At 75.7% G+C, this 13,550-nt stretch carries 5 protein-coding genes; all 5 read right to left on the bottom strand.

Annotated features, from left to right (window positions below; translation table 11 throughout):
- Positions 1–7: 7 nt before the first annotated feature.
- The 5 genes from F7Q99_RS00170 to F7Q99_RS00150 all read right to left on the bottom strand — a co-directional run bounded on the left by F7Q99_RS00170 (position 8) and on the right by F7Q99_RS00150 (position 13,549).
- Positions 8–1,357 (bottom strand): ATP-grasp domain-containing protein, encoded by a 1,350-nt coding sequence (locus F7Q99_RS00170; RefSeq protein WP_153459516.1) that lies wholly within the window; start codon positions 1,355–1,357, stop codon positions 8–10.
- A gap of 130 nt (positions 1,358–1,487) precedes the next feature.
- On the bottom strand, positions 1,488–1,886 hold the full coding sequence (locus tag F7Q99_RS00165) for a VOC family protein (protein WP_153459515.1): 399 nt from the start codon (positions 1,884–1,886) through the stop codon (positions 1,488–1,490).
- Between the two features lie 108 nt (positions 1,887–1,994).
- Positions 1,995–4,337: a lantibiotic dehydratase gene (locus tag F7Q99_RS00160; protein ID WP_153459514.1), complete on the bottom strand. Its 2,343-nt coding sequence runs from the start codon at positions 4,335–4,337 to the stop codon at positions 1,995–1,997.
- Positions 4,338–8,609 (bottom strand): type I polyketide synthase, encoded by a 4,272-nt coding sequence (locus tag F7Q99_RS00155; RefSeq protein ID WP_153459513.1) that lies wholly within the window; start codon positions 8,607–8,609, stop codon positions 4,338–4,340. It lies immediately after the preceding gene.
- Positions 8,606–13,549 (bottom strand): non-ribosomal peptide synthetase, encoded by a 4,944-nt coding sequence (locus F7Q99_RS00150; RefSeq protein WP_153459512.1) that lies wholly within the window; start codon positions 13,547–13,549, stop codon positions 8,606–8,608. Before F7Q99_RS00150 ends, F7Q99_RS00155 begins: the two co-directional genes overlap by 4 nt.
- Position 13,550 lies beyond the last annotated feature (1 nt).

Below are 13,550 nucleotides of genomic sequence, written 5' to 3'. Positions count from 1 at the left end.
CGCGATCTCACCCCCTGCTCGGCTCGGCGGCGCCCGCACCGGCGGCGAGGCCCGCCGTCCGGGCGTCGATCCCCTCCTTGATCCCGGCGACGATCCGCTGCGCCTGCGCCGCCGTGGGCGCCGCCGCGATCACCGCGACGATCGGCTCCGGCCACGGCAGCGCCCGCACGCTCGTCGGGTACGCCTTGACGCCGTCGGCCCACAGCTCCTGGAACACCGGCCGGATGTGCTCCTCGTACGTGGTGCCCTCGACGACCGGCAGCATGAAGTGCGCGGAGAGCGTCAGCTCCTTCTCGGCGCCCCACATCCGCAGCAGGCCGCCGGCGTGCAGCGAGCCGCTGCGCCGGGCGTTGATCTCGGTGACGTAGAGCCGGTCGTCGGAGCCGGCCACGCAGTCCACGCACATCCAGCCGCGGTAGCCCAGCCGGTGGGCCGCCGTGCCGAGCTCGTGCGCGACCTGGGTGACCCGGTCGCCCCACGCCGGCGGCAGCGCCCCGACGCCCACGTCCACGCTGCGGAAGGAGTAGCCGTGCTCGACCGTCAGCGCGCACAGCACGACGTCCTCGACGCCGTTCTCGCCGACCAGGATGTCGGCGGCCGGGCAGCCGACGCCCTCGGCGTGCTCCTGGAACTGCTGGACCAGGATGGGGAACGCGAAGAACGAGTCGCGGCCCGCGTTGTCCAGGAACTCCTCGACGGCGCCCGGGGCGTCGGAGACCACCCCCGAGCCGTCGCCCGCCACGCCGAACAGGGTGCGGGCGATCACCCGGCCGTGCCGGGCGGTCATCGCCTTCAGCGCCCCGCGCAGCTCCACCCAGTTGCCCGCCACCATGCCCTGGGCGACGTTGATGCCGGGCAGCTCCCGGGCCAGGTCCAGCGGGCTGATCTTGGAGTCCAGGTAGAGGCTCGCCCAGTAGGCGTCCTCGTCGACGTGGTCCAGTTCCACCGCCAGGCCCCAGCCGCGCACCAGCGCTGCCAGCAGGTACGTCTGCGGCGTCGGGCCGACGATGTGCAGCCGCACCACCCGGTACGGCGACAGCAGTTCGCGCAGCTCGGCCTGCGCGTCGCCGTCCTTCAGCAGGTCCTCCACCAGCAGCCCGGTCCGCATGGCCGGCGACACCACCGGCGCCGGGTCCAGCCCGAGCGTCCGGTGGATGTCGTCGAACCACTGCCGGTTCCAGCCGGTGGGAAGCACCAGGACCCGCGGGTTGGGGCTCCAGAACACCGAGTGCTCGCACTCGTAGGTGCCGCTGAACCGCACCACCCGCTCCCGCTCCTCACCGGTGAGGTTCAGGGAGGGGTTGCGCAGGTGGTACTCGGCACTGTTGGGAACGATGAGCTCGACGACTTGCGACATCTGCGGGGGCCTCGATTCTCGGTGGTTCTCGGAGGTGCTCGGCGTTTCGCGGTCCATCGGCGTTCTCGGCGCTTCTCGGTGCTTCTCGGTGTTTCCCGGCGACTTCGGCCGGCGCCGGGCGGCGGTGCCGTTACGGCGCGGCGATCTCCTGGGCGATCTCCCACATGTTCCCGGCCGGGTCGGCGAAGGTGGCCGTCCGCCGGCCCCACGGCTGGTCCACCGGCCCGTTGACGAGCTTCACGCCGTGCTGCTCCAGCTCGGCGCAGACGGCGTCGGCGTCCCGGACGTTGACGGTGAGCAGCGCGCGGGCACCCGTCTGCGGGCCGGCGACCGGTGCCGGCGCGACCAGGCCGTGCGCCTCGCCGACCTCCAGCAGGTTGATCATCAGGTTCCGCATCTTCAGGACGGCCGACTCCCCGTCCTGGTAGACCACGGTCAGGCCGAACACGTCCAGGTAGAAGGCCTTCGTGGCGGCCAGGTCCTCCACGAACAGGGTGATGACCTCGATCTCGTTCAGGGCCTTGATCATGTGCTGCTCCTCAGCTCTCGTGCTCTCGTACGGGTGTTGCCGCGGCCACCCCGGAGGGCGGACCACCCCCACGACGAACGGGGGCCGCCCGGATGGACACCCCGCGGGTCAGAGATCCCGGGCCGGGAGATCGACGGCGAGGACGCGGAACTCGGAGGTGTACCGGGCCCCTTCCGCGTCGCGCAGCCACAGCCCGTCCGCGTCCGGCAGCATCTCGGTGAGTGTGACCGCGCCGTTCTCCTGCTCGGCCGAACGGCGGACGGCCTTGGCGAGCGTGTTGACCAGCACCAGGCTGGTGAAGTCCACGAACGCGGGCTTGTCCTCCACGGGCACCTTGTAGAACGCGCGCTCGGGCAGGCCGTGCGCCAGCCGCCAGCGCCGGGCGGCGAGGAAGCGGTCCGGCTCCGACCGCACCGCGGCCCAGGCGAGTTCGCCGGCCGGGAAGGTCCACGACTCGCGGGCGACCACCAGCCGGTCGACGGTGATCCGCGGGCTGTGGCTGCCCCGCGCGACCGGCTTGAACGCGTTGATCGCCGCGGCCGCCAGCGGCTCGCCCACCACGTGGGCCAGCGGCGCCTCGAAGTCCCCGCTCCGCGAGCGGACCACCAGCCGCTCGCCCTCCCGGTCCACGACCAGATCGGCCGCCGGAATGATCGGCGCGGGCGGCGTCACGGCCTCGGGATGCATCGTCCAGTACGTGTACCCGGGGGAGAGCAGCGCCGACGGTGGTGCCACCCGCGAACTCACCCCGGGCACGTCCCGGGAGGTGATCCCGTAGATCCGGCGCCGGCCCAGGTCCGCCTCGGCGGCGGCCAGCATCGACGGCGGATCGTCGTGCTGCTCGACGAAGACCCGGCTCTCCATGGTGTTGAACGACAGGTGCAACTCGCCCAGCACGAGCAGGAATTCGCCCCGATCGACCGCCGCCTCGTCCGCGGCGGCGAGCATGAAGTCCGGCGAGTGGTGTACGGCGGTCGGCCACGGCAGCGGGCGCGGCGGGAACAGCTCGGCCACCCGCCCGGCGATGTCCGCGCTGCGCAGCGTCACATGACGGGCGTCCGGCGGCAGCCGCAGGACGTCCGCCCACCGCCGCTGGAACTCGTCGACCGCCCGGCGGACCGGCTTTGACAGGCTCCGGACGTTGAAGTACAGCTGAGGGGTCACCAGGCTCAGGATCGAGGCCAGCGGCACCTGCGGGCCGCCGGTCTGGGCGACCCGGCGCTCGTACACCTCCGTCAGGTAGCGCTCGTACTCCTGGCCGATCTCCGCGACCAGCCAACGCCCGCTGTCCAGCAGCAGCGTCAGCGGGCCCGCGAGCTGCTCCCGCAGCGCCGGCCCGAGCGCCACCCGCACGTCGCGGACGGTGTCCTCGTAGACCAGCGTCCGGCCGGCGTAGGTCTGGCCCGGGCGGCGCTCGCCGCCGACACCGGTGATCTCCTCGAAGCACGCGCCCAGGCGCGCCATCGCCGCCTCCAGCGCCACGTCGTCCCCCGCGGCCGCGGCGACCTCGTCGCGAGCGGCCACGAGCCGGTCCACCATGGCGATCGCATGCGCGCGGACCTCCGGGTCGGGGATCAGCTCCAGCCGGGCGATGAGCGTCCGCTCCGGATGTGCCTCGATCGTGCCGACCAGGTCGAGCCGGAGCAGCTGCCGCTCCACCAGGCTCTCGACGGCCGCCAACACCGCTGTTGGGTCACCGAGTTCGGGGAACTCGGACCAGGCCAGCTCGTCGGCGATCGCCCGCACCGAGCGGACCCCGTTCACCAGCGCGAGCAGCTCGCTCTCGGCGGGCGTGAGCGGCACCGGGTCCCGCCCCGGCAGCAGCAGGGCCGACCCCGCCAGGCGGTGGGCCGCGAACAGCCGCGGCGCCAGCCAGGGCCGGACCCGCGGATCGTCCGACAGCGCCCGCGCGACGGCGTCGATCGCCCAGATCTCGAAGTACACCGTGCGCCGGGCCAGGAACCCCGGGCCGACCTCCGTCGCCACCGGCGCGCCGTCGCCCGTCCAGCGGGCCCAGCCGACCGGGCCGACGAAGCCGATGGTGTCGTTCTTCAGGCCGTAGCGCTGGAGGTAGCCGGCCACCGTGAGCTCGTGGTTGCGCCCCCGGACGTTGCGGGGCTCGCCGGCCGCGAGCTTGTCCAGGCACAGCCGCAGCAGCTTCGGGTTCTGCCAGGCGACGGCCTCCCGGAAGCGCGGCGTCCGCGCGGCCTCGCGGACCGCCGCGGACAGGCGCTCCGCGGCCCTCGCGTACTCCGCGCGGTAGGCGTCCACGGCTTCCACGGCGTCCACGGCGGTGTCTTCCACGGCGTCGGCCGCGGCGGCCAGCGCCGGGTCCGCCAGCGGCCGCACGGTGTCGGCCGGAAACCCGGTGCTGCGCAGGACGACGTCGCGCCACACGGCCCAGCCCGTGGTGCCCAACGGGACCAGGTGCGACTCCTCGGATCTGGTCATCTACACCTTCCGCCGGTCGATCTGGTCCGCCAGGGCGTCCAGGGTGGGGTAGTCGAAGAGGGCGGCGATGTCGAGATCGACGCCGAACTCGTGGTGGATGCGGGTGACCAGCTCCACCGCGGTGAGGGAGTTGCCGCCCAGGTCGAAGAAGTCCGCGTCGTGGGCGATCTCGGGCCAGCCCAGCAGGCCCGTCCACAGCTCGTGCAGCCGGCCCATGGTGTCCGTGCCCTGCGGCCCGGCCTCGGCGGCTTCGGGCTGCCGGTCGGGCGGGACGGACTCGGCCGCCGACTTGGCGCTCCAGTCGGTCAGTTGACGGATCATCACCTTGCTCGGCGTGTGTGCGTGCAGCAGGTCCAGCAGCAGCGCGGCGCCGCGCTGCGCAGTGGCCGGGTCGTCAGGCTGCCCCGGTCGCGGCCAGGCGACGGTGAGGGTTCGGGCCGCCGCCGGGGCGCCGGTGGCGGCCAGGGCGGTGAGGACGGCGTCGGCGGCGGCGCGGTCGGGGTCGTCCGGTGGGGCCGGGTGCCCGGTGACGGTCACGAACAGGTCGAGAGGCGGCCGGCTCGCGAAGGCCCGGGCCAGGGCCGCCAGGCCGAACACCCGGGGGCCGAAGACATCGGCGGCAGGGCTGTCGGGCCCCGCGACGTGGAGGACTCCGTGGACCGTGCCGTGTCGGCTGGTGACGTCGTCGAGCAGCGTCGAGAGCGCCTGCCGGTCCGTCACGTCGCAGGCGGCGAGCTCGACGGTGGCGCCGAGCGCCTCCAGCTCGGCGAGCAGCTCGGGCTTCGCCGCCGCCTTCCGGCCGAGCAGCACGAGCACGGGCCGCATTCCGGTGGCGGCCAGCGCCCTGGCCAGCGTGCCGCCGAGACGGCCCGTGCCGCCGGTGATCAGGTACGTCCCGGCGGGGCGCAGCGCGGAGCCCGGGGCCGGGGCCACCGCCAGCGCGTGCTCCGCCGGCACCCAGCGGCGGCCTCCACGCAGCGCGACCAACCGGTCGTCGTCGCACCGGAGTTCAGCTGCAAGGTCCCTGTCGGAAACGGTGGGGCCGAGGTCGATCAGGCGGGTGCCGCCGTCACCGTCCGCGGCGGGCCGCACCAGCGCGGTCAGCGCGGCGTGGCCCGGCCGCAGCGGGTCCTGGCCGCTGACGTCCACGGCCTGTTCGGTGAGGACGAGCAGTTCGGGCCGGGGGCCCGCCTCACCGGCCTGGCGCAGCAGCTCGGACACGGCGGCGTAGCCCGTCGTGAGCTGCTCGGGCAGCTGCGCGCCCTCGGGCAGGCCGACAGTGGCGGCGTGGACGAGCAGGCCGGGTACCACGCCACGCTCCCGCAGGGTACGGAGGACACGGGCGAGGTCCCGCGCCTGGCCGACGCGGACGACGAAGCCGTCCTCGCGTTCCTCGTACGCCTCTCCCGGCGTCAGGGGGACGACCCGCAGGCCGGCTTCCCGCAGCGCGACCGTGACCCGGCGCGCCGAGGCCTCGTCCGGCGGGAGCACGGCCACCGCTGTGCGCGCCGGCTCGGCTGTGGTCGGCCCCGGGTCGCGGGGCCGCTCCCGCCAGCCCGGCAGGGCGAACGGCGAGCCGGCGGCGGTGCCGTGGTCGTGGTCCTGCTCGTGGTCGTCGGCAGGGGCGGCGTCGGCCCAGTACCGGCGGCGCTCGTAGGGGTAGCCGGGGACGGGCACCCGGCCGGCGCCCGACAGGTCCTCGACCTCCGCCCAGTCGATGGCGTGGCCCTCCGTCCACACGCCGGCGATCGCGGTGAGCGCCGCGTGCACGTCGGCCAGCGGCTCGGTGCGGCGCTGGGCCAGGGTCGGCAGCACCCGGTGGCGGTCCGCGATCACCGCCGGGTGCTGTCGCAGGGCGGAGGTGAGGGCCCGGCCGGGCCCGGCCTCGATCATCAGCTGCCGCGTCTTGGTGGCGGTGAGCGCGTCCACCGCGTCCGCGAACCGCACCGGCTGGACCAACTGCCGCGCCCAGAAGGCCGGATCGGTGGCCTCGGCGGCGGTGACGAGGCCACCGGCCGCCGACGAGTAGAGGTCGAGGGCAGGCGGAGCCAGCCGTAGCCCGCGCAGGGCCTCCTCGAACAGCGGCACCGCCGGCGCGGCGAGCGGCACATGGGAGGCACGGGTGAACGGCACCGGGCGGACGTTCAGTCCCGCCCGCCGCAGCGCGGCCTCGGCCTCGGCCATGGCGTCGCGCGGGCCCGCGACCACCACCATGCGGGGGCCGTTGACGACGGAGACGTGCACCTCCTCGGGCAGCAGCGGGGCGACCTCCGCCGCGGACGCCGCGACGGCGAGCATGCCGCCGGCCGGCGTGCCGGCGAGCGCCCGCGCCCGGGCCAGCACCGCCCGGACGGCGTCCTCCGGGGTCAGCACGCCCGCGGCCTCGGCCGCGGCGAGCTCGCCGAGGCTGTGTCCCACGACGGCGCCGGGCCGGATGCCCCACGCCTGCCAGGCGCGGGCCAGCGAGTGCTCCACGGCGAACAGCAGCGGCTGGGCGACGTCCGGGGCGTGGAGCTCGGCGGGGCCGGCCTCCCGCCAGAGCCGGCCCAGCGGCACCCCGTGGGCCTCGAAGAGGTCGATGCACTCGTCGAAGGCGGTGGCGTAGGCGGGAGTTCGCTCGTAGAGGTCGAGGGCCATGCCCGTGTGCTGGAGCCCCGTGCCGGGGAAGAGCAGCACGATCCGGCTGTCCGGGACGCCGACCGGTGCGGTGAGCAGGCCGGCCGCCTGCGGGTCGCGCAGCAGCGCGGTCGTCTCCCGTGCCCCCGCCGCGACCACCGCGCCGCGGTAGGGGTGAGGCGTGCGGCCGTGCTGCAGGGTGGCGACGCTCGCCGTGAAGTCCCGCGTGCCGGAGGCGAAGTGCTCGGCCAGCCGCTCGCGGTAGCGCCCCGCCGCCTCGGGCGTGTGCGCCGACCACACGACGATCCGCGGCCGGTCCTCGGCGGAGGGCACCGGTGCTGGCGCGGGCGCCTCCTCGACGATGACGTGCGCGTTGGTGCCGCCCACGCCATAGGAGTTGACGGCGGCGACGCGGGTCCGCTCCGCGCGGCGCGCCCACGGCGTCGGACCGGTCGGCAGCTCGAACGGCGAGTCGTCGATCGCCAGCTCCGGGTTGGCCTCCCGGAAGCCGGCGGTGAGCGGGACGGTCTCGTTCTCCAGGGACAGCACCACCTTGATCAGCGAGGCCATCCCGGAGGCGTGCCCGAGGTGGCCGATGTTGCCCTTGACCGAGGTCAGGACGGTGCCGCCGGTCCCGCGGGCGCCCAGGTAGCGGTACGCCGAGGCGAGGGCGGCCACCTCGATCGGATCGCCGAGGACGGTGCCGGCGGCGTGCGCCTCCACCACGGCCACGTCCCGCGGCGCCACACCGGCCAGCATCATCGCCTCGGCGATCGCCGCCGACTGCCCGGAGACGCTCGGTGCGGCGAAACCGGCCCTGGCGGAGCCGTCGTTGGTGACGGCCGTCGCGCGGATCACCGCCCGGACGTGGTCGCGGTCGGCGACCGCGTCCGAGAGCCGCTTGAGCGCCACCACCGCGGCCCCGGAGCCGAACACCGTGCCCGTGGCGGCCCGGTCGAACGGCCGGCAGTGCCCGTCCCGGCTGTGCGCCCCGCCGGCCTCCCACCAGTAGCCGTGGTTCAGCGGCAGCTCGACCTCCGCCCCGCCGACCAGGGCGAGTTCGCACTCGCCCGCCCGCAGCGCGGCCGCGGCCAGGTGCAGCGCCACCAGCGGGCTCGAACAGGCCGACGCGACCGCCAGGCTGGGGCCGTGCAGGCCGAGCTTGTACGAGACCAGCGGGGCCAGGTAGTCGGTGGAGTTCCAGCTGTTCAGCGACATCCCGGCGCGGTCGTACCCGGCGAGGCCCTCGCTGCGCCGGACGATGTCGAGGTAGCGGCCCGTCCCGGCCGATCCGAACACACCCACGTCCGCGAGCCGTTCGGCGTCGTAACCGGCGTCCTCCAGCGCCGCGTGGGCGCACTCCAGGAAGAGCCGGATCTGCGGGTCGCAGATCCGCGCCTCGCGCGGGGTGAGCCCGAACAGCTCGGCGTCGAAGCCGTCGATCTCCGGCACGGTCGCGACGGCCTTGACGTACCGCGGGTCGGCGAGCGCCCGGGCCGGGACGCCGGCCGTGAGCAGCTCCTCGTCGGAGGGGAAGCGGATGGACTCGACACCGCCGCGGAGGTTGGCCCAGAACCCGCCGATGTCGAGGGCTCCGGGGAATCGGCCCGCCATCCCCACGACGGCGACGGGTTCGTGCCTGGTCTGGTCGCTCATACCTGCCTTCGAAGGTCGTGTCGGATGCGCCGGCGCAACTGCAGGCGCTGTTCGGCCTCGCGAACGGGCGAGGCGGGGGAGCCGGGGGGTCCGCCGCGGAGGGCCGGCGGCGGGGCGGTGCGGGCCTCGCCGGAGAGGAACCGGGCCAGCGCGAGGAGGTTCGGATGCTCGAACATCGCGGTCACCGGGAAGGCGGTGGCCAGCCGCTCGCACAGCAGCGCGTGCAGCCGTACCACGGCCATCGAGTTCAGCCCGGCGTCGAAGAAGTTGTCCGCCGGCGGGAGGTCGAGGCCGACGATCTCCCGTACCAGTCCGGCGAGTTGGGCGGCGAGCTGTCCGTCCTGCGGGGTGCCCGGGGCCGGCGCGGGGGCCGCTGCCCCGGCGGCCTTCGAGCGGTCGGACCGGTCGCCGGGGGCCTCGCCGGTGGTGACGCGGATCTCGGTGGGGACGGCGTACCGGGGCAGCAGGCGGCGCAGGTGGGAGCGGAGGTCGGCGCTGTCCGGGGTTGTCGCGCCGGGCGCCGTGCGGACGGACAGCGACAGCACCGGCCCGGCGGCGGTCGGGGTCAGCCCGGCGACGGCCCGCCGGACCGCGGGGTGGTCCAGGGCCGCGCGTTCGACCTGTTCGGGGTCGAGACGGTAGCCGTTGACGGACAGTTGGCGGTCGAGCCGGCCGTGCAGGACGACGGCGCCGGACGGGTCGCGCCTGCCCCGGTCGCCGGTGCGGTAGGTGCCCGCCGCGGCGTCGAAGCGGTCGCTCCGGCCGGCGGCGTCGAGGTACCCCGCGGCGAGGTGCGGTGACCTGACGACGACCTCCCCGGTGTGGCCCACCGGCGCGGGCGTCCCGTCCGGGCGCAGCACCAGCAGGTCGGAGGCCCCGGCGCCGGTGCCGACGGGCAGTTCGGCCGTGTCCGGCAGTCCGGCGGGTGGAAGTTGCCCGGCGGCGAGCTGCCAGACGGAGGCGAGCTGGGGGGTCTCGGTGGCGCCGTAGGCGTTCACCACGGGCGCCGCCGTGACGGTGCGCAGCGAGCGGACCAGGCCCGCGGTGAGCGGGGCGCCGCCGCTGACGACCAGGCGCAGGTGCGGCAGGCGGGCGGTGGCGTGGGCGGGGCGGCCGGAGAGGATCAGTTCCAGGAGGGCGGGAGTGGCGTGCAGGACGGTGATCCGTTCGTCGTCCAGCAGCGCGAACAGCCGGTCGGGCGCGGTGAAGGCGGACTCGGGTGGGACGACCGCGGTGCCGCCGGCCAGCAGCGGCGCGAGGACGTCGCGCAGCAGCGGGTCGTGGCCGAGGCCGCCGAGGAGGGCGATCCGGTCCTGCGGGCCGAGGCCGAAGGTGCGTCCGTACCAGTCCAGGGTGGCGGCGAGGGCCGTCGGCGGCACGGCGACCGCGGCCGGGCGGCCGGAGGTGCCGGAGGTGAACAGGACGTGGCTGATGCCGGGCAGTCGGCGCGGCTCATGGGCCGAGCCGGGCGCGAGGCCGTCGACCGTCAGGACGGCCTTGGGGCGCAGCAGTTCCTGCCGTTCGGCGAGGGCTGGCCCGGGCAGGCCGGCGTCGGTGATCGCCACGGCCGCGCCGGCCTGCCGGGCGCCGAGCAGGGCGGCGGGCAGGCCGGGTGTGCGGGTGGCGCGCAGTTCCAGGACGTCCCCCGGGCCGATCCCGGCCGCGGTGACGTCGGCGGCCACCCGTTCGCAGGCCCGCACCAACTCGACGTATGTCAGGGCGTGTTGGGGGCCGATGACGGCGAGTGCGTCCGGGTGCCGCGCGGCGACGGCGCGGATCCGGGCGAGGACGTCGGGCGCCGCAGGCGCGACCTCGGGCGCGGGTGGCGTCGGAGCGGGGAGCCCGAACGGGGGCCGGTCCTCGGCGAACGCGGTGGCGACCTCCACCACCTGGCGCAGCAGTTCGGCGACCACCGCGTCATCGAACAGCCCTTCTCGGCTGAGGAGTTCGATGCGGTAGCCGTCGGAGGCGTCGTGCCGGAGGTAGAAGTTGAGGTCGAACAGCGCGGCCGGTGGCGCGGCGTCCACCCACCGCGCGGGTGTGCCGGCGAAGCCGGGGGCCGGCCCGACCCGGCTGAGGTCGTTCACCCAGACCTGGAACAGCGGGTTGTCCCGGGGCGAGGGCGGCAGGCCGAGACGGCGCACGATCGCCTGGAACGTGGGCGTGGCGTGGCCGAGCGCCTCCAGCGACCGCTCGCGGACGTGGTCGAGCAGTTCGTCCCGGTCCCGGTACTTCCCGGCGTCCAGCCACAGCGGCACGGTGGTGAGCACCGGCCCCACCAGTTCCGGCTCCTCGGGGTGCAGCCGCCGGCTCACCGGCACGCCCACGGCGACGGACTCCTCGCCCGTCCACGCGGCGAGCACGGCGGTTACACAGGCGAGGACGTACGTCGCCCGGGTGTGGCCGGTGCGGATCAGGAGGGCGTCGACGGCGGCGCTGAGGTCCGCGCCGAGCACGGCCGTCGCCCGGCGGCCGGCGAGTGTGGGGGCGGCCGGGCCGGTCAGCCGGAACGGCAGCGGGGTGCGGGCGGGCGCGTCGCGCAGCAGCCGTTCCCAGTAGGCGAGGTCGTCGTGCCAGCGGGCCGAGCCGGCGGTGTCCGCCCGCTCGTGCGCGAAGGCGGCGAAGCTCGGGGCGGGCGGCCACTCGGGGGCGAGGCCTGCGGCCCGGGCAGTGTAGGCGGCGGCGAGGTCCCCCGCCACGAGTTCGAGGGCGTGCTGGTCTGCCACCAGGTGGTGCAGGGAGAGGACGAGCAGCGCTTCGCCCGGGCCGTGCAGCAGGCCGAGGTTCAGCAGCGGCGGCCTGTCCAGCGGGACGGCCCGCGTGGCGATCTCCGCGACGAAGCCGCGGACCGCCGCCTCGTCGAACGGTCGGGTCAGCGTGCGGGTGGTGATCGGCGGATCGGCGTGCGGCGCGTACGACCACCGGGGTACGCCGCTGGTGGCCTGGACGGCGGCGCGCAAGAGGTCGTGGCGCTCCACCACGTCCCGTGCGGCGGCCCGCAGCGCCTCGCCGTCGACGGCGGCGGATATCCGCAGTGCCCCGACGACGTTGTTGCCCGAGTCGTCGGCGAGGGCGCGGTTGAGCAGCCAGAGCGGCTCCTGGACCGGGGTCAGCGGGCTGTGGTCGGCCGGCGCCGCCGACGCGGGCCGGCGCGGGCCGCGCGGCGTGCGGGCCACCAGGGTACGCAGGCCGGCCAGGGTGAGGTTCTCCAACAGCAGCAGCGGCAGCGGCACCTCGATCCGGTACAGCTGCGCGACGCGGGCCAGCAGGGTGAGGGCGGCCAGCGAGTGCCCGCCCAGGCTGAGGAAGCCGACGTCCTCGCGCCGCCGGTCGGCCGGGACGGCGAGCACCTCCCACCAGACGCGGGCGAGCTCGTCGAGCGGCTCGTCGGGGCCGGCCACGGCCGAGGCCCACCAGCGGGCGGTCTCGGTGCCGATCCGCCGCCGGTCGGCCTTGCCGGAGGAGGTGAGCGGGAGCCGCTCGACCCAGCGCAGGGTGTGCGGCACGAAGGCCCGCGGCAGCCGGTCGGCGACGTGGGCGAGGATCTCGTGGTCCGCGCCGGCGCGGCCGCGGGTCCGGACGGCCACGGCGACCAGCTCGGGCGCGGCGCCGCCGGGCGGGCGGACCGCGACGACCGCGGCGGCACCGACCGCCGGGTGGGTGGTGAGCGCGGCCTCCACCTCGGCGGGTTCGATCCGCACGCCGCGGATCTTCAACTGGGCGTCGGTGCGGCCGAGATGACGTAGCAGGCCGCCCTCGGCCCGGACGAGGTCCCCGGTCCGGTACCAGCGCCGGCCGTCCCGCACGGCGAACGCCGCCTCGGTCAGATCGGGCCGGCCGACGTAGCCGAGCGCGACCTGGACGCCGCCGATCCACAACTCGCCCGGCTCGCCGTCGGGGACGGGCTCACCGCCGGGGCCGAGCACGCGCAGGTCGACGTTGTCGATCGGGGCCCCGATGAGGACCTCACCGTCGGCCGTGAGGCCGCGCGGCACCGGCCAGTGGGTGACGTCGATGCCGGCCTCGGTCGGCCCGTAGAGGTTGTGGAGCCGTGCCGCGAACCGCTCGGCGCAGCGGGCGGCGAGCGCCGGTGGCAGCGGCTCCCCGCTGCAGAACACCAGCCGCAGCGAGGGGTGGTGGGCGTCGGTCAGCCGCAGGTGGGCGTCCAGCACGGTCGGGACGAAGTGGCAGACCGTGATGCCCTCGTCGTCGACGACGCGCCCGAGCGCTTGCGGGTCGTAGTGGGCGTCGGGGGGCGCGAACACGCACCGGGCCCCGGTCACGACGGGCAGGAAGAACTCCCAGCCCGCCACGTCGAAGGTGGAGGGCGTCTTCTGCAGCACGCGGTCGCGGCCGTCGAGGCCGAACCGCCCGGACATCCAGAGGATCCGGTTGGCCAGCGCGGCGGCGCCCACGAGCACGGCCTTCGGTGTGCCCGTCGAGCCGGAGGTGAACAGCGCGTAGACCGGGTCGTCCGGGGCGACTTCCCGCAGCGGCGAGGCGTCGGCGGGCGGCGTCCGGGGCACCGTCACGGCCGGTGCGCCGTCCGGGGCGAGGGCTTCCTGCCGCTGCGCCACCACCGTGCACAGCGGCCGGACGGTGTCCACCATGGCCGCGACCCGCTCGGCCGGCTCGTCGGTCGCGATCGGCACGTAGTGGCAGCCGGCCTTCAGGATCCCGAGCAGGGCGACCAGCAGATCGGTCTGCCGGGGCATCCGGACGGCCACCGCGCCGCGACGGCCGCCCGTCGCCCGCAGCACGGCCGCCGCCGCCGCGTCGCTGAGCAGGTCCAGCTCGGTGTAGGTGAGGGAGCGGTGCGGGTCGGAGCAGGCCACGGCGTCGGGAGTGCGCAGCCGCTGGTCGCGGACCAGGCCGGGGATGCCGTACGGCGCGCGGTGGGGCACCCGCGGCCCCCGCAGCACCGAAGTCCCGTCCGTCATC

This window comes from Streptomyces kaniharaensis (assembly GCF_009569385.1).
GTDB classification, from domain to species: domain Bacteria; phylum Actinomycetota; class Actinomycetes; order Streptomycetales; family Streptomycetaceae; genus Kitasatospora; species Kitasatospora kaniharaensis.
This window is presented reverse-complemented; position numbering and strand designations above follow the sequence as displayed.

What these genes read in the sequence shown, in the direction of transcription:
- F7Q99_RS00170 (WP_153459516.1), bottom strand. Translation starts at nt 1,357, where the DNA reads ATGTCGCAAGTCGTCGAGCTCATCGTTCCCAACAGTGCCGAGTACCAC.
- F7Q99_RS00150 (WP_153459512.1), bottom strand. Translation starts at nt 13,549, where the DNA reads ATGACGGACGGGACTTCGGTGCTGCGGGGGCCGCGGGTGCCCCACCGC.
- F7Q99_RS00155 (WP_153459513.1), bottom strand. Translation starts at nt 8,609, where the DNA reads ATGAGCGACCAGACCAGGCACGAACCCGTCGCCGTCGTGGGGATGGCG.
- F7Q99_RS00165 (WP_153459515.1), bottom strand. Translation starts at nt 1,886, where the DNA reads ATGATCAAGGCCCTGAACGAGATCGAGGTCATCACCCTGTTCGTGGAG.
- F7Q99_RS00160 (WP_153459514.1), bottom strand. Translation starts at nt 4,337, where the DNA reads ATGACCAGATCCGAGGAGTCGCACCTGGTCCCGTTGGGCACCACGGGC.